Source organism: Streptomyces sp. NPDC127177, from assembly GCF_042672475.1.
Lineage (GTDB): Bacteria > Actinomycetota > Actinomycetes > Streptomycetales > Streptomycetaceae > Streptomyces.
Window position 1 is genome coordinate 71689 of sequence record NZ_JBHXUW010000026.1, and the last position, 20236, is coordinate 91924.

A 20236-nucleotide genomic window follows, 5' to 3' on the forward strand; every position below is an offset into this window, starting at 1 on the left:
CGCCCGTCCCCCTGCGGGGTGGGCGCGCCGGTGCCGTGACTACGGGGTGACGGCGAACTTCTGCAGGATCGAGGTGGCCAGGTCCTGGTCGCCCTCGACCTTGATGCTGTCGGCGACCGCGCTCGCCCGGACCCGGCCGCAGGCCAGCCGGACGTAGGTCTCCCAGTCCATCGCGAGCGTCGCCGCGGGGCCGAGCGACGGTGCGCCGTCGACCGAACCACGGCCCTCCGCGTCGACCCGCACGGTGCGCAGGAACTCCACCGGCCCGTGCACATCCAGCACGATCGCCGAGTTGGGCGGCGCGCCCGCGTCCTTGGCCACCACCTTCGGCAGCGCGGCCAGCAAGGTGTCCCGGACGATCGCGGAGCCGGGGGAGTCCAGGTTGCCGGGCTTCCCGAGCGTGGTCCGCAGATCCTGCTCGTGCACCCAGACGTCGAAGGCGCGCATCCGAAGCGCCAGTTCGAGGGTCTGCTCGGCGCCGAGGGGCGCCCGTGTCATGGTCTCCGGGTCACGCGTCTCGTTGCGCAGCTGCCGGGACCGCCGGATGATCGTGTACTCCAGCTCGGAGGTCATCTCCGGTGCGGTGTGGTGGCGCCGCACGTCGACCTGCATCTCCATGTAGCGGGCGAAGTCGCTCTGCACATGGTAGAGATCGCGCGGCAGTGTGTGGATGGGGCGGGGGTCGCCGAGCTGTTCGCACTCCATGCCGATGATGTGCGACACGATGTCGCGCACCGACCAGTTGGGACATGGAGTACGGCCGTTCCACTCCCCCTCGGTGAGCGGGCTCACCAGCTCGGCTATCGACTCGATGGATTGGGTCCAGGCGTCGGCGTAGGTCTGGAGGCTGGGATGGACGGTCACGGGACCCCTCGTGCGGTTCTGCGGTGCATGGGCTGGAGAGCTGGGCGCGGACGGCGGGCTGCGAGCTGCAATGAGGTTCGGTCGCTCCAAGTTACGCTGCGAGCAGGCACCCCGGCAGTGCTTTCGTGTGACGATCGTAGGCCCGTGTTGACGGCTCATATGCCAGGACGGTGGTAGTGTGCGCGCCTCTCTCATCCAGATCGCAGTAGACCCGGACGAATCCGTCAATTCCCGCAGGGAGCGCGCGGCTTCGCTGGTCGCGTCCCAGCGGGGCGCGGATCTCGTCGTCCTGCCCGAGCTCTGGCCGGTCGGAGCCTTCGCCTATACGGAGTTCGAGAACGAGGCCGAACCGCTGCTCGGTGCCACGCACGAGGTGATGGCCAAGGCCGCCGCCGGTGCCGGGGTCTGGCTGCACGCCGGTTCCTTCGTCGAGCGGGCCGACGACGGCACGCTCTACAACACCACGCTCGTCTTCACTCCCGAGGGCGAGCGTGCCGCCGCGTACCGCAAGATCCACCGCTTCGGTTTCGACAAGGGCGAGGCGGTCATGATGGGTGCCGGCGACGAGCTGGTCACGGTCCCCCTGCCGGGGACCACGCTCGGCCTCGCCACCTGCTACGACCTGCGCTTCCCGGAGATGTTCCGCGGACTGGTCGACGCGGGCGCCGAGACCCTGGTCGTCGCGGCGGGCTGGCCCGAACGCCGCCGCGCCCACTGGACGTTGCTCGCGCAGGCGCGGGCCGTGGAGAACCAAGCCTATGTACTGGCCGTCGGCTCCGCGGGCACCCATGCCGGAATCCCGCAGGCCGGGCACAGCATCGTCGTCGACCCGTGGGGCGAGGTGCTCGCCGAGGCGGGTGCGGACGAAGAGGTGCTGAGCGTGGAGTTCGACCCGACGCGGGTCGCCACCACCAGGGAGCAGTTCCCCGCGCTCAAGGACCGCCGTCTCGGACTCGCCCCGCCGACGGTCCTCGGATAGCCGGACGCCCCCTTTTCGGGCCGGTGCCTGTTTCACGTGAAACAGGCACCGGTGCGGCTCAGTCCTCGTGTTCCTTCTCCGCGAGCACGATGACGCACACCGCCACCGCGATCAGCAGCGAGGTGTCGGCGTCCTCCCGCACGACGTCGATCCCGTACGTGTCCCGGATGGTGAGCCAGCGCCGCGAGATCTGGGCCAGCAGCTCCCCGTCGTACTCCACCGCGAACTCGCGGTCCAGGATCTTTCCGCTGACGTCCAGCTCGGTGCCGTCCACCAGCGTCACCCGGTAGTGGTTGCGCAGCAGCGACAGCCGCTTCCGCTTGACCTTGGCCAGCTGCTCACCGTCCCGCTCGATGAGCATGGTGTCGCGCAGACTGATCAGTTTCTGCTTGATCTCCACGAGGATCCGGCCCTGCGCGTCCTTCAGCTCGAAGGTGTCGCGCACCCGCATGGCCTTGCCGTCGACGAGGAAGACCTTGCGCCCGTCCGCATCCTCGATCCAGTAGTCGTCGCCGATGCCGAACACTCGCTCACGCACAAGAAGTCTCATGGCTCACAGGTTCCCCGAGGTGCTTGTGGAATGCGTGGAGGCCACGGTGATGTTGACTGTTGTCATGGCAACACGTGCGCGCGTCAGGGCCCCCGAACTGATCGGCAAGGGCGGCTGGCTCAATACAGGCGACCAGCAGTACACCCTCGCTGACCTGCGAGGGCGCATTGTGATCTTGGATTTCTGGACGTTCTGCTGTGTGAACTGCCTGCATGTCCTCGACGAGCTGCGCGAGCTGGAGGAGAAGCACCGCGACACCGTGGTGATCATCGGCGTGCACTCGCCGAAGTTCGTCCACGAGGCCGAGCACCAGGCCGTGGTCGACGCCGTCGAGCGGTACGAGGTGCACCACCCGGTGCTCGACGACCCCGAGCTCGCCACCTGGAAGCAGTACGCCGTACGCGCCTGGCCCACCCTCGTCGTCATCGACCCCGAGGGCTATGTCGTCGCCCAGCACGCGGGCGAGGGCCACGCCCACGCCATCGAGAAGCTGGTCGAGGAGCTGGAGGCCGAACACGCGGAGAAGGGCACGCTGCGCCGCGGTGACGGGCCCTATGTGGCGCCGGAGCCGGTGGCCACACATCTGCGCTTCCCCGGCAAGGCGCTGCTGCTGGCCGACGGCGGCTTCCTGGTCTCCGACACCACGCGTCACCGGCTGGTCGAGCTGGAGGCGGACGGTGAGACCGTCCGCCGGCACTTCGGCACCGGCGACCGCGGATTCACGGACGGCGGGCCCGAGGAGGTCCGGTTCAGTGAGCCGCAGGGGCTTGCGGTGCTGCCCGACGGGCGGATCGCCGTCGCCGACACGGTGAACCACGCGATCCGCGCGCTCGACCTCACGACCGGTGTGACGAGCACGCTCGCGGGCAGCGGCCGCCAGTGGTGGCAGGGGGCGCCCACCAGCGGCGCGGGCCGCGAGGTCGACCTCTCGTCGCCGTGGGACGTCGCCTGGTTCGACGGCAGGCTCTGGATCGCCATGGCCGGTGTGCACCAGCTGTGGACGTACGACCCCGAGGACGGCTCCGTGCGGGTCGCGGCCGGCACGACGAACGAGGGGCTGGTCGACGGTCCGGGCGAGGAGGCATGGTTCGCCCAGCCGTCCGGGCTCGCGGCCACCGATGACCGGCTCTGGGTCGCCGACTCGGAGACGTCAGCGCTGCGCTACGTCGACCGGGAGGGCGCGGTCCACACCGCGGTCGGCACCGGACTCTTCGACTTCGGCCACCGCGACGGGGATGCCGGCCAGGCACTGCTCCAGCACCCGCTGGGCGTGACCGCACTGCCCGACGGGTCCGTCGCCGTCTGCGACACGTACAACCACGCCCTGCGCCGCTTCGACCCGGCGAGCGGTGAGGTCACCACACTCGCCACGGATCTGCGTGAGCCCAGCGATGCCGTACTGGTGGACGGCGATCTCGTGGTCGTCGAGTCCGCCGGGCACCGGCTGACCCGGCTGCGGCTGCCCGAGGAGGCGGTGCGCGTCGCAGACCAGGCGCACCGCACCCAGCGCGTCGCCACCGAGATCGCCCCGGGCACGCTCCGGCTCGACGTCGTCTTCCAGGCGCCCGCCGGACAGAAGCTGGACACCCGGTACGGGCCCTCGACCCGGCTGCTGGTCTCCTCGACCCCGCCGGAGCTGCTGGCCGGGGGCGACGGCGCGGGTACCGACCTCTTCCGCGATCTCGTCCTCGCGGACGGGGTGACCGAGGGCGTCCTGCATGTCTCGGCGATGGCCGCGTCCTGCGACGACGACCCCGCCAACGAGTACCCGGCCTGCCATGTCCACCAGCAGGACTGGGGCGTACCCGTCCGGGTCGCCGAAGAGGGCGCGTCCCGGCTGCCGTTGGTCCTCGCCGGGATGGACGAACAGGGCTGAACGACCGGGGGGACGGGCGGCGTACGGGCCCGGGGATGGGGTGCGCCCGCGTTGCGGGGCGCCCCCGTCCTGGTCACAGGTGGCGTTCGTCCTCGGAAACCACCGTGGTGGCGGGGGGCACGACCATGCGACGGCGCCGCATGACGCTCGCGTAGACGAAGACGCCGATGATGCCGACGACCATCATGATCCAGCCGACCATGTCGACGTTGACGCTGTCCAGTTCCCAGTCGGTCGCGAAGGCGAGTATCGCCCCTGCACCGATCAGGATGATGCATCCTCCGAGTCCCATGAGTTCCGCCTCCTCGACGGTCCGGAAGCTCCGGTCCGTGTACGGAGCGGGTACCCGGCGGGATAACGACCATGCGTCCGGGGCCGGTTCGGCGGCAGCGGACAACCGCACGCACCCCCCGGCTGCCGGGGCCGGGGGGGCGGGGTGATCACACCGCGGCGGTGCGCCCGGTGATCGGGCAGGCGCCGGCCGCCGCTCCGACGGAGGCGGCGGTGCGGGCGCGGGGGGCGGTTCCGCCGATCTGCTTGAGGATCTCGTCCGAGAGCAGGTCCTCCTCGCCCTTGAGAGCGTCGGCGACCTTCAGATCGGTGTTGAAGACCATCTCGGCGGCGACGTTGTCCTGGACGATCCGGGCCAGGTTGTCCAGCGCGACGAAGATCGGGTCCGACGGGGTCTCCACCGTCGGCAGGTCGATCAGGTGGGTGTCCACCTTCACCTGGTTCATGGTGCGGCGGATGATGATCGAGGCCTGGTTCAGATCCGACGTGGTCCAGATCGACAGTACGGTGACGTACAGGTCGCTCCACGCCTCCTCGCCGAGCAACGTGCGCCACCGCTTCATCAGGGCTTCGAGGCCGTTGATCTGGGCGGTGGCCGCGAAGGTCATGTTGACGCGGATGGCCGGGTAGACGGTGGCGGCGAATTCGTTGAACGACACCATGTCGAAGGTCCGTGCCGCGACGGAGGCGTCGATGAACGACATGGCCTCCCGCAGGATCGTGTCGCAGGAGGCCTCCAGGTCCGGCGGGAGATTGGCCGTGCCCAGCTTGGTGAGCGCCGTGTTCAGCGTGGCCCGGTAGGCGTTCAGCGGGGTGATCCAGCCCGTGTCCCCGGGGGCCTTGAAGACGATCATGTCCAGGTCGTGCGGGTCGATGCGTTCCGAGTTGGCGATGTTGGGGACCTGGTCGCTGAGGTAGGGCGCGAGCACCGAGTACATGCCCAGGGGTATGTGGGCGATGGACTTGGCCAGTTCGAAGTACTCGGGGACCGGGTCGACCGTCTCGATCTGCCGTCCCTCGTTGATCAGGGTGAAGCGCCCGCCGACGGCGTTGTTCTGGACGACGACGACCGGGCTGAGCTGCTTGATCAGTTCCGATTTCAGGGACGCGTAGTTCGTGCGCATCGCCGCGTTGACGTTTCGTATCGCGTCCCGGGCCGCCTTCTCGTCGGTCGCGGTGATGGCCGCTGCCGGTGCGGCCGACGCGCTGGTGGCCGACTGTGTGCTGGTGAGTAGCGTGGCCGCCCCTACGGCCGACGCGGTACCCAGGAAACCTCTACGTGTGGTCATGCCCCGTCTTCCTGCTGAGTTACGTGCTTCCTTTGCGGTGTGGGGGGAGGTTCAGGGGTGGGGGGAATCTGGGGGGAGGGAGTGCCTGGGGGAGGGAGCGCCCGGCGGTGCGCCGGGCGGGAGAGGCTCTAGGCCAGGGACTTCTGCGTCGGTACGACGACTCCGTAGAGGTCCTGGACCGTGGCGAGGGCGGCCTCGTGGAGCTGTTTCGCCGGAATGCCGTTCGGCTTGCCGTTCAGCGGCAGCGGCCGGGTCGCGGAGGCGTCGGCGACCACGGTCGGCTTGTTGCCGTTGAGGAACGCGCCCTGGGTGGTGAACAGGGTGCACATGTTCGTCATGAACCCGGCGATGATGACGTTCTCGTGGCCGGCCTTCTTGACCTGTGCGGCGAGGTCGGTGCCGTGGAAACCGTCGGGGACGCTCTTCTCGACGACGGGTTCACCCTTGGCCGGCTTCAGCGCCGGGATGATCCGGCCGGCCTCCGACTTGAGGTCGTAGCCCTTGTCGACGACATGGATGACCGGGGTACCCGCCGCGCGGGCTCGCTTCAGCAGGGCTTCGGCGTTGTTCACCGCCGGCTTCCAGCCGTCGAGCTCCATCACGCCCTTGGTGTAGGTGTTCTGGTAGTCGACGAGGATGAGTGTCGAATCGGCGAGCGTGGCCGGGGTCTCGCCGAGCTTGTTCAGCTCCCGCAGCGTGGTCGTGTCCCTCGCGACGTTTTCCTCCGCGGCCTTCTTCCCCGCCGTGGCCGCGGACGGCTTGTCCTCGCGTGAGGCGGCCTCGGAGCTGCCGCACGCGGTGGCGGTGGCGGTGAGGACGATGACGGCGCCCAGGGCGACGGCGGTACGCGCCGGCTTCATCAGAAGATCTCCTTCTGCGTCGGAACGACGACCCCGTACAGGTCGGCGATGGTGGCCAGCGCGCTGTAGTGCACCTGGCGGGCGTCCAGTTCGGTGCCGGCGACGGGCAGGGCACGGGTGGCGCTGGCATCGGCCACGACGGTGGGGCGGTTACCGCGCAGGAAGGCGCCCTGGGCGGTGAACGCGACGCACATGTGGGTCATGAATCCGGCGATGACGACGTCGTTCCTGCCGGCCGCTTCGACGTGGTCGGCGAGGTCGGTGCCGTGGAAGGCGTTCGGCGCCTGCTTGACGACGACGGGCTCGCCCTCGACCGGTGCGACGCGCGGATGGATCTGTCCGATCTCGGCCCGGATGTCGTACGGGGTGCCTTCGCCGCCGTCGTTGATGACGTGGATGACCTTGGTGCCCGCCCGGCGGGCCCGTGCCAGGAGCTCGGCGGCGGCGTCGAGCGCGGCCTGCCAGCCGTCCAGTTCCATCACGCCGGTCGTGTAGGTGTTCTGGTAGTCGACGAGGATCAGGGTCGAGTCGGCGAGCTTCGCGGGGGTCTCGTCGAAGCCGTTGAGCTGTCGCAGCGTCGTCCGGGGCATGGCTGTGTCACCTGCGCGTTTCATGTCGGGGAGGCCGGGTCCACACGTCCGGTGGGCCGCACTCAAAACGGTATGGCCCACACCGGCACGTCGGCAATGTCGTCTAACATGCAGAAACCGACACGCCGGGTGGTGTGCTGTGAGGGAGGCACACGTGAGTACCGTCGAACGACTGATCGTCATCGTCCTCTTCGAAGGCGTCGACCTGCTCGACGTCACCGGACCGCCCGAGGTGTTCTCCCTCGCACGCCGCGAGACGGAGGAGGCGGCGGGTTACGACGTGGTCCTCGCCGCCGAGACGACAGGGCCGGTCACCACCGCCGCCGGGGTCCGGATCTTGCCCGACCTCACCTTCGGCGACCTGGCGGCGAGGAGCATCGACACCCTGCTCGTGCCCGGAGCGGTGGAGGTCGACGGCCAAGGGCGCGTCCACCCGCTCACCGACCCGGCCGTGGTGCGGCGGGTGGAAGAGCTCGCCGCGCGCACGCGCCGGGTCACGTCCGTCTGCGTCGGCGCGCACATCCTCGCCGCCGCCGGGCTTCTCGATGGCAAGCGGGCCACCACCCACTGGTCGACGGCACAGCAACTCGCCGCGGATCACCCGCTGGTGGAGGTCGACGCCGATCCGATCTTCATCCGCGAGGGAGACGTGTGGACGGGGGCGGGGATCAGTGCCTGCCTCGATCTGTCGCTCGCCCTCATCGCCGACGATCTGGGCGAGGCCATCGCGCTGCGGGTCGCCAGACAGCTCGTGATGTACCTGAAGCGGCCGAGCGGACAGAGCCAGTTCAGCGTTCCGCTGGAACAGGTCTCCACGACCCGGCGCATCGAGGATCTGCGGCACTACATCATGCGCAACATCGGCGAACCGCTCACCGTCGCGGACCTCGCCGGGCACGGTCACGTCGGCGACCGCCAGCTGACCCGGATCTTCAAGAACGAACTCGGTACGACACCGCACGCCTACATCGAGTCGGTCCGTGTCGAGCGGGCGCGCAACCAGCTCGAATCCACCGACGCCACTCTCGAACGGATCGCGTCCACCTGCGGGTTCGGCACCGTCGACACCCTGGTCAGGGCATTCCGCCGCAGGCTCGACACGACACCGACCGAGTACCGGCGCCGGTTCCGGACCGGCCCGGAATGACAGCGGCCCCCCTGCCGGAGCCCGGCAGGGGGGACCATCGGCGCGTCGTCAGCCCGCCAGGAACGCCGCCAGCGCCGTCGCCAGCAGATGCGGGTCGTCCGCTCCGCACAGCTCACGGGCGCTGTGCATCGACAGGATGGCCACACCGATGTCGACGGTCTGGATGCCGTGCCGGGCGGCGGTGATCGGGCCGATCGTGGTGCCGCACGGCATCGAGTTGTTGGAGACGAACGTCTGCCACGGCACGCCCGCCTTCTCGCACGCCGCCGAGAACACGGCCCGGCCGCTGCCGTCGGTCGCGTACCGCATGTTGACGTTGACCTTGAGGATCGGCCCGCCGTTGACGACCGGGTGGTGCGTCGGGTCGTGCCGCTCCCCGTAGTTGGGGTGGATCGCGTGGCCCGTGTCGGAGGAGAGACAGACGGTGCCGGCGAACGCGCGCGCACGGTCCTCGTACGTACCGCCGCGGGCGAACACCGAGCGCTCCAGGACCGTGCCGAGCAGCGGTCCGTCCGCTCCGGTGTCGGACTGCGAGCCGTTCTCCTCGTGGTCGAAGGCGGCCATCACCGGGATGTACGGGAGGTCCGCGTCGGGCTGACCGGCGACCGCGGCCAGCGCGGCGGTCGCCGCGTGCACCGAGAGGAGGTTGTCCATGCGCGGCCCGGCCACCAGCTCGCGGTCGCGGCCCAGGTAGGACGGTGCCTCGACGGGGTGCGGCATCAGGTCCCAGCCGGTGACGTCCTCGGCGTCGACACCCGCCTCCTCGGCGACGAACCGGATGAGGTCGCCCTCCTCCACGTCCCCGAGGCCCCAGATCGGCTGCATGTGCTTCTGGCGGTCGAGCTTGAGGCCGTCGGGGTTGGCCGTCCGGTCCAGGTGCACCGCCAGCTGCGGCACACGCAGCAGCGGCCGGTCGATGTCGACCAGCCGGTGCGTGCCGTCACGCAGCGAGATCCGCCCGGCGAGGCCGAGGTCCCGGTCCAGCCAGGTGTTGAGGAGCGTGCCGCCGTAGACCTCCACGGCGATCTGCCGCCAGCCGTACGCACCCGTGTCGGGCAGCGGCTTCACGCGCAGGTTCGGCGAGTCGGTGTGCGCCCCGACGATCCGGAACGGGGTGTGCGCCTCGGCGCCCTCGGGCACGTACCAGGCCACGATCGCGCCGCCGCGCAGGACGTACTTCCCGCCGCTGGACCCGTCCCAGGCCGCCGTCTCCTCGACCTGCCGGAAACCGGCCTTCTCCAGCCTCGACGCGGCAGCCGCCACGGCGTGGTACGGGGAGGGGCCGGCCATCAGGAAGGCCATCAGATCGTCGGTGTGCCCGCGGTCGAAGCGGAGGGATGAACTCATGTTCTTCACTGTAACGAGGCTCCGGTATCCGGTATCCGGTGACCGGGGGAACCGGGCCCGGCGGGCACGTACGGCCCTGTCCGACCAGCGTATCCAGCCCCTACGACAGCACCGCCCCCCGGAAGCGTGCCCGGGCGGCGGTGCTGTCGTGAGGCGGTCCTGAGCGGGTGGGCCCCAGGGATTGTTGCGAGAGCCCCGCCCGCCCGCGGGCGGACGGCGCTCTCAGGACACGGCCTAGAACGAGGCCTCGTCCAGCTCCATCAGCGAGTTGTCGACGGACTCGGCGAGCGCGCGCTCGGCGCCGACGCCCGGCAGGACGTTGGCGGCGAAGAACTTCGCGGCGGCGATCTTGCCCCGGTAGAAGGCGACGTCCTTGGCGGCGGCGGTCGGCAGCTTCTCGGCGGCCACGGCCGCGCCCCTGAGCAGCAGGTAGCCGACGACGACATCGCCGGATGCCAGCAGCAGGCGGGTGGTGTTCAGACCCACCTTGTAGATGTTCTTCACGTCCTCGCCGGTCGCGGTGAGGTCGGTGATCATCGTGCCGACGATCGCCTCCAGGTCCACGGCCGCCTTGGCGAGCGAGTCCAGCGCGCCGGACAGCTCCTCGTTGCCCTGGGCGCCCGCGAGGAACTTCTTGATCTCCTCGGAGAGCGCGTTGAGCGAGGCGCCCTGGTCCCGGACGATCTTCCGGAAGAAGAAGTCCTGGCCCTGGATGGCCGTCGTGCCCTCGTACAGCGTGTCGATCTTGGCGTCACGGATGTACTGCTCGATCGGGTACTCCTGGAGGTACCCGGAGCCGCCGAACGTCTGGAGCGACTGCGCCAGCTGCTCGTACGACTTCTCCGAGCCGTAGCCCTTCACGATCGGGAGCAGCAGGTCGTTGAGGCCGTGCAGCGCCTTCGCGTCCTCGCCCGCGGCCTCCTTCTCCTGGATCGCGTCCTGGACGGAGGCGGTGTACAGCACGAGGGAGCGCATGCCCTCGGCGTACGCCTTCTGCGTCATGAGGGAGCGGCGCACGTCGGGGTGGTGCGTGATGGTGACCTTGGGGGCCGCCTTGTCCATGAACTGCGACAGGTCGGTGCCCTGGACGCGCTCCTTGGCGTACTCCAGCGCGTTCAGGTAGCCCGTGGAGAGGGCCGCGATGGCCTTCGTGCCGACCATCATGCGGGCGAACTCGATGATGCGGAACATCTGGCGGATGCCCTCGTGCTTGTCACCGATCAGCCAGCCCTTGGCGGGGTGCTGGTCGCCGAAGGTCATCTCGCAGGTGTTGGACGCCTTGAGGCCCATCTTGTGCTCGACGTTCGTGGCGTACACGCCGTTGCGCTCGCCCAGTTCGCCGGTGGTCCAGTCGAAGTGGAACTTCGGGACCATGAAGAGCGAGAGGCCCTTGGTGCCCGGTCCTGCGCCCTCGGGGCGGGCCAGCACGTAGTGGATGATGTTCTCGGACATGTCGTGCTCGCCCGAGGTGATGAAGCGCTTCACACCCTCGATGTGCCAGGAGCCGTCCGCCTGCTCGACGGCCTTCGTGCGGCCCGCGCCGACGTCGGAACCGGCGTCCGGCTCGGTCAGCACCATCGTCGAGCCCCACTGCTTCTCGACGGCGATCTCGGCGATCTTCTTCTGCGCGTCGTTGCCCTCGTCGAAGAGGATGCCGGCGAAGGCCGGGCCGGAGGAGTACATCCACACGGCCGGGTTGGCGCCGAGCAGCAGCTCCGCGTAGCCCCAGATCAGGGAGCGCGGCGAGGTGGTGCCGCCGATCTCCTCGGGGAGGCCCAGGCGCCAGTACTCGGAGTCCATGAAGGCCTGGTACGACTTCTTGAAGGTGTCCGGGACCGGTGCGGTGTTGGTCTCCGGGTCGAAGACCGGGGGGTTGCGGTCGGCGTCGGCGTAGGAGTCGGCGAGCTCGTTCTCCGCGAGGCGGGTCACCTCGTCGAGGATGCTCTTCGCGGTCTCGACGTCCATCTCCGCGAACGGTCCGGTGCCGTACAGCTTGTCGCGCCCGAGGACCTCGAAGAGGTTGAACTCGATGTCGCGGAGATTCGACTTGTAGTGCCCCATGGGAAGGCTCCGTAATCAATAGCAGTGGCGCGCAGCGCCCCGTGGAGGGGTGGCCCGGACGTATCAGCTGACCCCTACGATGATGCTACCCGTCAGTAATAAGACGCAACCCCTCAAGGCATAGATGTGTCCGATTACTCTTTGCCTCATGTACGGCTACGACCAGAATCAGGGCGCACAGCAGCCGATGGGTGGCGGCTACGGCGAGCAGCCGCTGTATCCCGAACCCTCGCCGCCCTCGCTGGGCGACGCGGTACGGGCCTTCACGACCGGCTCGCTGGCTGCCGAGGACTTCCAGCAGATCTTCGCGACGTCGAAGGTCTACTGCCCGCGCGGTGACAACCCGGGCTTCCTCGCGCTGCACAACACCCAGCAGCCGGTGATCCCGATGTTCACCACGCTCAAGGAACTGCGTCTCTACGCGGGCAAGGAGTCCAAGTACTTCGTGATCACCGGGGCCGAGGTGATCGACCTGCTGCCCACCGGCTACGGCTTCGTCCTCGACATGGAGGGTGAGCACCGCATGGTCTTCGACGCGAAGGCCGTGGAGCAGATGGTCGACTTCGCGATGCGCCGCATGTACGGCTGAGCGCAGACCCGCACCCCTCGTGAAGGGGCCCGTACCGCCCGGCGGTACGGGCCCCTTCGCGCTGTCGGGGCCGGCGCGGGAATGGGGGCCACCTTGCAGGATGTTCACCATTCAACTAAATTGGTTCCAGGATGATCCCCCGGAGGTGGCTCCCATGCCCGCAGTGACTGTCGAAAACCCGCTGACCCTGCCCAAGGTCGCCGCCTCGGGCGATGCCGCGGCCCGTCCGGTGCTCGCCGTGACCACGGCACCCACCGGGTTCGAGGGCGAGGGGTTCCCCGTGCGCCGCGCCTTCGCGGGGATCAACTACAAGCACCTCGACCCGTTCATCATGATGGACCAGATGGGTGAGGTGGAGTACGCCGCCGGCGAGCCGAAGGGCACCCCCTGGCACCCGCACCGCGGCTTCGAGACCGTGACCTACCTGATCGACGGCACCTTCGTGCACCAGGACTCCAACGGTGGCGGCGGCACGATCCGCAACGGCGACACCCAGTGGATGACGGCCGGGTCCGGGCTGCTCCACATCGAGGCCCCGCCGGAGTCGCTCGTCATGTCCGGCGGCCTCTTCCACGGCCTCCAGCTCTGGGTGAACCTGCCCAAGGCCGACAAGATGATGGCCCCGCGCTACCAGGACATCCGCGGCGGCCAGGTCCAGCTGCTCGCCTCCCCGGACGGCGGCGCGCTGCTCCGGGTGATCGCGGGCGAGCTCGACGGCCACGAGGGGCCGGGCGTCACCCACACCCCCATCACGATGATCCACGCCACCGTGCGCCCCGGCGCCGAGGTGACCCTTCCGTGGCGCGAGGACTTCAACGGCCTCGCGTACGTGCTCGCGGGCCGCGGCACCGTGGGCGAGGAGCGCCGGCCCGTCCACATGGGCCAGACCGCCGTCTTCGGCGCCGGCTCCTCGCTGACCGTCCGCGCGGACGAGCAGCAGGACGGAAACACCCCCGACCTGGAGGTCGTCCTCCTCGGCGGCCGTCCCATCCGCGAGCCGATGGCGCACTACGGGCCGTTCGTGATGAACAGCCAGGCCGAACTCAAGCAGGCGTTCGATGACTTCCAGGCCGGCCGCCTCGGCACCGTGCCCGCCGTCCACGGGATGTGAGCCGTACGCCGATGTGTGACGGTTCGTCACCCGTACGGCGGCGCAGGCGGGACACCGTCCCCGCGGCGTGATCGGGTGGGAGGGTGCAGACCCAGAAGCCCCTCCTGCCCATCGCTGCACGACGGCTGGCCGCCTGGTGCGGTGTCGTCCTGCTGGTCGCCGGCGTCGCCGCCGTGGTCGTCTGGCTGTGCGTGGCCCTCAAGACCGCCGTCACCCCCGTGCTGCTCGCGCTGCTCGGTACGGCGCTGCTCGGCCCGGTCCACCGCAGGATGACCGCGCACGGGGTGAACCGCTCGGTCGCGGCCGTGTTCACCTGCGCCCTCCTCATCGCTGTGGTCGGCGGCGCCGGGTACATCGTCGTCACCGCGCTCATCGACACCGGCGACCAGATCGTCAGGTCGCTGAAGGACGCCGGCCAGTGGGTCGCCGACCACCTCGGGGTCGCGGGCAGCACGAACGTGGACGATCTTGCCGCCAATGCCAAGAAGCTCGTCGAGAAGTTCGGTGCGAGCGCCGCCGGCGGGCTTCTGACCGGCATCAGCCTGGTCGGTTCGCTCATCGCCACGAGCGTGCTCGCGCTCCTGCTGACCTTCTTCTTCCTGCGCGACTCGGACCGGGCCGCGCACCTCGCGCACGCCGTCGCGCCGCGCGGCGCCGGTGACCTGGTCGAGGCGATGGGCCGGCGGGCCTTCGAGGCCGTCGAGGGCTTCATGCGCGGTACGACGTTCATCGCGCTCATCGACGCGGTCTGCATCACGGTCGGCCTGCTGATCCTCCGGGTGCCGGGCGCGGTGGGGCTGGGCGCGCTGGTCCTGGTCGGCGCCTACATCCCGTATCTGGGGGCCTTCATCTCCGGCGCCGTGGCGGTGCTGGTGGCGCTCGCGGACCGGGGCTTCGTGATCGCCCTCTGGGCGCTCGGCGTCGTGCTCGCCGTGCAGGTGCTGGAGGGCCACATCCTCCAGCCGATGATCCAGAGCCGGACGGTCCAGATGCACCCCGCCATGATCCTGATCGCGCTGACAGCGGGCGCGAGCGTGGCGGGCCTGCTGGGGATGCTGCTCGCGGTCCCCCTCTGCGCGGCGGCCTTCGGGATCATCGGTGAACTCCGCGACGGCCGGCTGCCCCCGGCGGACACCCAGGACGCCTCACCGGACCCGCCGGGCCAACCACCCGGCCCGTCCGGCGTCTGAGGACGGAAGCCTCCTAGCCGGGGGACCCGGGCGCGGTGCCACCGGGCACGCCGGGGCCCCGGAGCACGCGGGGGCCCGCTACAGCTCCGCCTCCGGCGCCGGTTCCACCCGCTCCGCGGACTCGTACAGCTCGAACCAGATCGACTTCCCCTCCCCGCGCGGATCCACCCCCCACGTATCCGCGAGCATCTGCATCAGCACCAGCCCCCGCCCGCTGGACGCCATCTCGCCGGGCCGCCGCTTGTGCGGCAGCTCGTCGCTGCCGTCGGCCACCTCCACCCGCAGCCGCCGCTCCCCGGGCTCCCCGTCGGCCTGCGCGACCAGCAGCGCGTCGCCGTCCGTGTGGACCAGCACGTTCGTGGCCATCTCGGAGATCATCAGCACCGCCGAGTCCACCTGCTCCGGGTCCGCCCAGTCGTGCAGCATCTCGCGCACCTGCTGCCGGGCCGCCGAGATCCGCTCGGGTTCGGCCTGGGCGATGGTCAGCGCGGTCCGCCGCGGCGCGGTGCGCTGGGTCGTGGTGGCCTCGCGGCGCAGCAGCAGCACCGCGATGTCGTCCTCGCGCCGGTCCGCGAGCGGGCCCGTCGTGTAGTGCGAGGTCGGCCCGTGCACCGCCTGCACCAGCGCGTCCGCGAGCTTCTCCAGATCGCTGGTGTGCCGCTCCAGGATCGGCCGGAGCCGGGCCCAGCCGGTGGCCAGGTCGTGGCCGCCGGTCTCGATCAGCCCGTCCGTACAGAGCATGATCGTTTCTCCGGGCTCCAGTACGACCCGGGTCGTCGGGTAGTCCGTGTCCGACTCGATGCCCAGCGGGAGCCCGCCCGCGGTCTGCCGGATGACGGCGGTCCCGTCCGGGGTCATCACCACGGGATCGGGGTGACCGGCCCGTGCGATGTCGAGGATCCCGGTGCCCGGGTCCGTCTCCGCGTACAGGCAGGTCGCGAAGCGCGGCCCCGGGTACTCGGCGCCCCCCTCGGCCAGGCCGGAGAGGAAGCGCGAGGCCCGGGAGAGCACCGCGTCGGGGCGGTGTCCCTCGGAGGCGTACGCGCGCAGGGCGATCCGCAACTGGCCCATCAGCCCCGCGGCCCGCACGTCGTGCCCCTGGACGTCGCCGATGACGAGGGCGATCCGGCCGCTGGGCAGCGGGATCATGTCGTACCAGTCGCCGCCGACCTGGAGCCCGCCCCCGGTCGGCACATAGCGCGCGGCCACCGTCATGCCCGGGATCCTGGGCCCCAGGGACGGCATCATCGTGCGCTGGAGCCCCTCGGACAGCTCCCGTTCAGTCTCGGCGGCACTCGCCCTGGCCAGCGCCTGCGCGAGCATCCTGGCCACGGTCGTCAGCACGGACCGCTCGTCCGGCGAGAAGGCCACCGGATGCCGGAAGGCGGCCATCCAGGCGCCCATCGTCCGCCCGGCCACGATCAGCGGCAGGAAGGCCCAGGAGCGACGCCCGAACCGCCGGGCCAGCGGCCACGTGGCCGGGTAGCGCTGGTGGTAGTCCTCGGGGCTGGACAGGTAGATCGCCCGCCCGGTCCGTACGGCCTCCGCGGCCGGGTAGTCGGTCTCCAGCGGCATGTCGTCGAACGGGTCCTCGTCCCCAGCGCGCTGACCGTGGTGCCCGACGATCGTCAGCCGTTCGCCCTCGACGCCGAAGACCCCGAGTCCTTCCGGTGAGAACCCCGGCATGGACAGTGAGTACGTGACCCGCAGCACCTCCTCCGTCGAGCGCGCCTCGGCCAGTGCCCGCCCCGCGTCCAGCAGGAAGGCCTCCCGGGAGCGGCGCCAGTCGCCGGTGATGGAGGTGTTGGCCCCGGTGGCACCGGGCTGCGGCTCCGCGACCTCCTGGAGCGTGCCGACCAGGCTGTAGTCCCCGTCGCTGCCTTCGGTCGGCGGGAGTGGCTTGGAGCGGCTCCGTACGGTACGCAGCACCCGCCCGTGCTCGTCCACGATCCGCAGCCGGGCCTCGGCGAGCGTGCCCTCGGCGACCGCCAGGTTGACCACGCCGTAGATCTCGTTCCAGTCGACGGGGTGGAAGCGGGAGCGCACCTCCGACTCACGGAAGACACCCGAGGCGAAGGGCAGCTCCAGCAGCCGGGCCGCCTCCGCGTCGAGCGTGACCGTTCCGGCTGCGTTGTCCCAGCGCCAAAGACCGGTCGCGGTCGCGGCCAGTACTTCCTCTGTGCGCATTGCCCCACTTTAGGAAGGTGTGCGCCTTGAACGCCACCGAGAGTCCACCGCCCCCGAGCCCTCTGACGATCTTGCAGGGGACAATGACAATGAAACGGTCCGGTCGCGGGCGGTAGCCTGGGGTCGCTGTAACCGCCCCCAACCGCGAAGACTGGATGAACGACGATGCATCGGTACAGGTCCCACACCTGCGGCGAGCTCCGCGCCTCTGACGTCGGCACCGACGTCCGGCTGAGCGGCTGGCTGCACAATCGCCGAGACCTGGGTGGCATCCTCTTCATCGATCTGCGCGACCACTACGGTCTGGTGCAGCTCGTCGCCCGCCCCGGCACCCCCGGAAACGACGCCCTGGCGAAGCTCACCAAGGAGACCGTCGTACGGATCGACGGCAAGGTCTCCGCCCGCGGCGCCGACAACGTCAACCCGGAGCTCCCGACCGGTGAGATCGAGATCGAGGTCACCGAGGTCGAGGTGCTGGGCGAGGCCGCCCCGCTGCCCTTCACGATCAACGCCGAGGACGGGGTCAACGAGGAGCGGCGTCTGGAGTACCGCTTCCTCGACCTGCGTCGCGAGCGCATGCACCGCAACATCATGCTGCGCTCCTCCGTGATCGCCTCGATCCGCTCCAAGATGGTCGCCCTCGGCTTCAACGAGATGGCGACGCCGATCCTCACCGCGACCTCTCCCGAGGGCGCCCGTGACTTCGTCGTCCCGTCCCGGCTGAACCCGGGCAAGTTCTACGCGCTGCCGCAGGCGCCTCAGCAGTTCAAGCAGCTGCTGATGATCTCCGGCTTCGACCGCTACTTCCAGATCGCGCCCTGTTTCCGTGACGAGGACGCCCGCGCCGACCGGTCGCCGGGCGAGTTCTACCAGCTCGACGTCGAGATGTCCTTCGTCGAGCAGGAGGACGTCTTCCGCCCGATCGAGAAGCTGATGACCGAGCTCTTCGAGGAGTTCGGCAACGGCCGCCACGTCACCTCGCCGTTCCCGCGCATCCCGTTCCGCGAGTCGATGCTGAAGTACGGCAACGACAAGCCGGACCTGCGGGCCAAGCTGGAGCTGGTGGACATCTCCGACGTCTTCGCGGACTCGGAGTTCAAGGCCTTCGCCGGCAAGCATGTCCGTGCCCTCCCGGTGCCGGACACCGCGGGCCAGTCCCGGAAGTTCTTCGACGGCCTCGGTGACTACGCCGTCGAGCACGGCGCCAAGGGCCTGGCCTGGGTCCGGGTCGGCGAGGACGGCAAGCTGGCCGGCCCGATCGCCAAGTTCCTCACCGAGACGGACGTCAAGACCCTCACCGAGCGGCTCTCCCTCGTACCCGGCCACGCCGTGTTCTTCGGCGCGGGCGAGTTCGACGAGGTCTCCAAGATCATGTCCGTCGTGCGCGTCGAGGCCGCCAAGCGCGCGGGCCACTTCGAGGACGGCGTCTTCCGGTTCTGCTGGATCGTCGACTTCCCGATGTACGAGAAGGACGAGGACACCGGCAAGATCGACTTCTCGCACAACCCCTTCTCGATGCCCCAGGGCGGCCTGAAGGACCTGGAGGAGAAGGACCCGCTGGACATCCTCGCCTGGCAGTACGACATCGTCTGCAACGGCATCGAGCTGTCCTCCGGCGCCATCCGTAACCACGAGCCCGAGCTGATGCTCAAGGCCTTCGAGATCGCCGGTTACGACCGCGAGACCGTCGAGCACGAGTTCGCCGGCATGCTCCGCGCCTTCCGCCTCGGCGCCCCGCCGCACGGTGGCATCGCCCCGGGCGTCGACCGCATCGTGATGCTGCTGGCCGACGAGCCCAACATCCGCGAGACGATCGCCTTCCCGCTGAACGGCAACGCCCAGGACCTCATGATGGGCGCGCCCACGGTGCTGGACGAGACCCGCCTGCGTGAGCTGAACATCCAGCTGCGCAAGCCGGCCGCTCCCGCGAAGGAGAAGGCCGAGGCCACGGACTCGGTGGCACGGGACACCGGCGCGAAGTAGGCGTCAGCGGTTCGATCCGGTTCCACGTGAAACAGCCCCCGGCCACCCGGCCGGGGGCTGTTCCGCGTCCCGGCCGGCCCTGCCCAGGACGGGGCTGCGGGCATACAAGTACACGAATCACCTGAACGGTTACAGCCGGATGGCCCCGGCGCCGGATTGGCCGGTCCCGGCTGCGGCAAAGACTGCCTGGGCCGACATCGGCACAGCGGACCCCAGGCCGTGTCCGCGTCCGCAAAGCCCCCCGCGGCTTCGCCACCGACTGCTGAGGAGCCCCTCTGTGTCCGTGTCCCGTTCGTGCGTGCCCCTGCCCCTGCGGCTGCCGTACGTCGTCTGTGCCGTCCTCGTCCTGCTGCTGACCGGGTGTGGATCGGGAGGCGCTGTCGGTACGAGCGACAGCGCCGCCCTCAAGGAGGCCCCGGGAGCCTCCGGTGTCCCCGGACCGCCGGGCGCCGCCGCACCGACCGAGCCGTCCTCCGCCGCTCCGGCCGCCGCACCGCCCAGACCGGCGCCGGCCCCGCCGCTGGAGATCCCCGGGCTCGGCCCGCGGACCAGGGCGGCCATCCCGGCCGGCACCCGGCAGGCGTTCGTCGTCACCGGTGAGTCCCTGGACTCCAACCGGTCCACCGCCGTGCTCTACACCAGGGAGGGGCCGGCCGCGGACTGGCGGGCCGCCGTGGCCCCCTGGCCCGCCCACAACGCCCTGAACGGCTGGACGGCCGAGCACTGGCAGGGCGATCTCCGCTCACCCGTGGGCGTCTTCACGCTGACCGCGGCCGGCGGCCGGCTCGACCCCCCGGTCACGGCGTTCCCGTACGACCTGAACCCCGACTTCAAGGTGGCGGGCCTCGGCTTCCAGGGGGAGCCGCTCGAGGGTTCCTTCGACTACGTCATCGCCATCGACTACAACCGCGTCCCCGGCACCTCCCCCCTGGACCACACCCGCCCGCTCGGCGAGGAACGCGGCGGCGGCATCTGGATCCACGTCGATCACGGCGGCCCCACCCAGGGCTGCGTGTCGATCACCGAGGACCGGATGAAGGAGCTGCTCGGTCTGCTCGACCCGGCCCGGGAGCCCGTCGTCGTGATGGGCGACACCGCGTCCCTGAGCGTCTGAGAGCGACCGGGGCCGGGCCCGGGGGCCGCAAGCCCGGAGGCTGCCCGGCCGGTGTCGAGGCGGCGGGTCGGACCGGTTCAAAGGCGGCGGGCCCGACCGGTGTCGAGGCGGCGGGCCGGACCGGTTCAAAGGCGGCGGGCCCGGCCGGTTTCGAGGTGGCGGGCCGGACCGCGAAGGGGTGGGCCCACGCAGCTGCGTGGACCCACCC

At 70.2% G+C, this 20236-nt stretch carries 17 protein-coding genes; 8 read left to right on the forward strand and 9 right to left on the reverse strand.

The annotated features are described in order from the left end of the window. Window positions 1-39: 39 nt before the first annotated feature. Window positions 40-864 (reverse strand): maleylpyruvate isomerase family mycothiol-dependent enzyme, encoded by an 825-nt coding sequence (locus ACFVJX_RS18065; protein WP_384122749.1) that lies wholly within the window; start codon window positions 862-864, stop codon window positions 40-42. Between the two features lie 178 nt (window positions 865-1042). Here ACFVJX_RS18065 and ACFVJX_RS18070 point away from each other — a divergent pair, with 178 nt between their 5' ends. Further along, on the forward strand, window positions 1043-1843 hold the full coding sequence (locus tag ACFVJX_RS18070) for a carbon-nitrogen family hydrolase (RefSeq protein ID WP_384122750.1): 801 nt from the start codon (window positions 1043-1045) through the stop codon (window positions 1841-1843). A 58-nt stretch (window positions 1844-1901) separates the two neighbouring features. Here the strand turns inward: ACFVJX_RS18070 and ACFVJX_RS18075 are convergent, their stop codons facing one another. Beyond that, on the reverse strand, window positions 1902-2393 hold the full coding sequence (locus tag ACFVJX_RS18075) for an LURP-one-related/scramblase family protein (RefSeq protein ID WP_384122752.1): 492 nt from the start codon (window positions 2391-2393) through the stop codon (window positions 1902-1904). A gap of 64 nt (window positions 2394-2457) precedes the next feature. Here ACFVJX_RS18075 and ACFVJX_RS18080 point away from each other — a divergent pair, with 64 nt between their 5' ends. After that, window positions 2458-4269 (forward strand): NHL domain-containing thioredoxin family protein, encoded by a 1812-nt coding sequence (locus ACFVJX_RS18080; RefSeq protein ID WP_384122755.1) that lies wholly within the window; start codon window positions 2458-2460, stop codon window positions 4267-4269. Between the two features lie 73 nt (window positions 4270-4342). On the opposite strand, the gene ACFVJX_RS18085 is transcribed toward ACFVJX_RS18080, so the two are convergent. From ACFVJX_RS18085 to ACFVJX_RS18100, 4 genes are all read right to left on the reverse strand, one after another. Beyond that, on the reverse strand, window positions 4343-4561 hold the full coding sequence (locus ACFVJX_RS18085; protein ID WP_384122757.1) for a DUF6458 family protein: 219 nt from the start codon (window positions 4559-4561) through the stop codon (window positions 4343-4345). Between the two features lie 148 nt (window positions 4562-4709). Continuing rightward, the gene (locus ACFVJX_RS18090) at window positions 4710-5849 is read right to left on the reverse strand and encodes a hypothetical protein (RefSeq protein WP_384122759.1); all 1140 of its coding nucleotides are present in this window, start codon (window positions 5847-5849) and stop codon (window positions 4710-4712) included. A 128-nt stretch (window positions 5850-5977) separates the two neighbouring features. Then, window positions 5978-6709: a cysteine hydrolase family protein gene (locus ACFVJX_RS18095; protein ID WP_384122761.1), complete on the reverse strand. Its 732-nt coding sequence runs from the start codon at window positions 6707-6709 to the stop codon at window positions 5978-5980. Then, window positions 6709-7299, reverse strand: coding sequence for a cysteine hydrolase family protein (locus tag ACFVJX_RS18100; RefSeq protein WP_384122762.1), 591 nt, complete (start codon window positions 7297-7299; stop codon window positions 6709-6711). Before ACFVJX_RS18100 ends, ACFVJX_RS18095 begins: the two co-directional genes overlap by 1 nt. Before the next feature lie 154 nt (window positions 7300-7453). Here ACFVJX_RS18100 and ACFVJX_RS18105 point away from each other — a divergent pair, with 154 nt between their 5' ends. Next, entirely contained in the window at window positions 7454-8446 is a 993-nt protein-coding gene (locus tag ACFVJX_RS18105) for a GlxA family transcriptional regulator (protein WP_384122764.1), read from the forward strand. A 48-nt stretch (window positions 8447-8494) separates the two neighbouring features. Here the strand turns inward: ACFVJX_RS18105 and ACFVJX_RS18110 are convergent, their stop codons facing one another. Continuing rightward, the gene (locus tag ACFVJX_RS18110; RefSeq protein WP_384122766.1) at window positions 8495-9793 is read right to left on the reverse strand and encodes a M18 family aminopeptidase; all 1299 of its coding nucleotides are present in this window, start codon (window positions 9791-9793) and stop codon (window positions 8495-8497) included. Between the two features lie 234 nt (window positions 9794-10027). After that, window positions 10028-11854 carry an acyl-CoA dehydrogenase gene (locus ACFVJX_RS18115; protein WP_384122768.1) on the reverse strand — a complete coding sequence of 609 codons (1827 nt, stop codon included), beginning with the start codon at window positions 11852-11854 and terminating at the stop codon, window positions 10028-10030. Between the two features lie 148 nt (window positions 11855-12002). On the opposite strand from ACFVJX_RS18115, the gene ACFVJX_RS18120 reads away from it, so the two are divergent. From ACFVJX_RS18120 to ACFVJX_RS18130, 3 genes are all read left to right on the forward strand, one after another. After that, the gene (locus ACFVJX_RS18120; RefSeq protein WP_018522179.1) at window positions 12003-12443 is read left to right on the forward strand and encodes an SseB family protein; all 441 of its coding nucleotides are present in this window, start codon (window positions 12003-12005) and stop codon (window positions 12441-12443) included. Between the two features lie 154 nt (window positions 12444-12597). Continuing rightward, window positions 12598-13554 carry a pirin family protein gene (locus ACFVJX_RS18125; RefSeq protein WP_384122771.1) on the forward strand — a complete coding sequence of 319 codons (957 nt, stop codon included), beginning with the start codon at window positions 12598-12600 and terminating at the stop codon, window positions 13552-13554. 83 nt (window positions 13555-13637) lie between these two features. Continuing rightward, the gene (locus tag ACFVJX_RS18130; RefSeq protein ID WP_384122772.1) at window positions 13638-14744 is read left to right on the forward strand and encodes an AI-2E family transporter; all 1107 of its coding nucleotides are present in this window, start codon (window positions 13638-13640) and stop codon (window positions 14742-14744) included. Window positions 14745-14822: 78 nt separating this feature from the next. On the opposite strand, the gene ACFVJX_RS18135 is transcribed toward ACFVJX_RS18130, so the two are convergent. After that, on the reverse strand, window positions 14823-16931 hold the full coding sequence (locus tag ACFVJX_RS18135) for a SpoIIE family protein phosphatase (RefSeq protein ID WP_384122774.1): 2109 nt from the start codon (window positions 16929-16931) through the stop codon (window positions 14823-14825). Between the two features lie 165 nt (window positions 16932-17096). Here ACFVJX_RS18135 and aspS point away from each other — a divergent pair, with 165 nt between their 5' ends. Together aspS and ACFVJX_RS18145 are read left to right on the forward strand one after the other, a co-directional pair. Then, on the forward strand, window positions 17097-18914 hold the full coding sequence (gene aspS / locus ACFVJX_RS18140) for an aspartate--tRNA ligase (RefSeq protein ID WP_384122776.1): 1818 nt from the start codon (window positions 17097-17099) through the stop codon (window positions 18912-18914). 298 nt (window positions 18915-19212) lie between these two features. Then, window positions 19213-20028 carry a L,D-transpeptidase family protein gene (locus ACFVJX_RS18145; protein ID WP_384122778.1) on the forward strand — a complete coding sequence of 272 codons (816 nt, stop codon included), beginning with the start codon at window positions 19213-19215 and terminating at the stop codon, window positions 20026-20028. The last annotated feature ends 208 nt before the right edge of the window (window positions 20029-20236 follow it).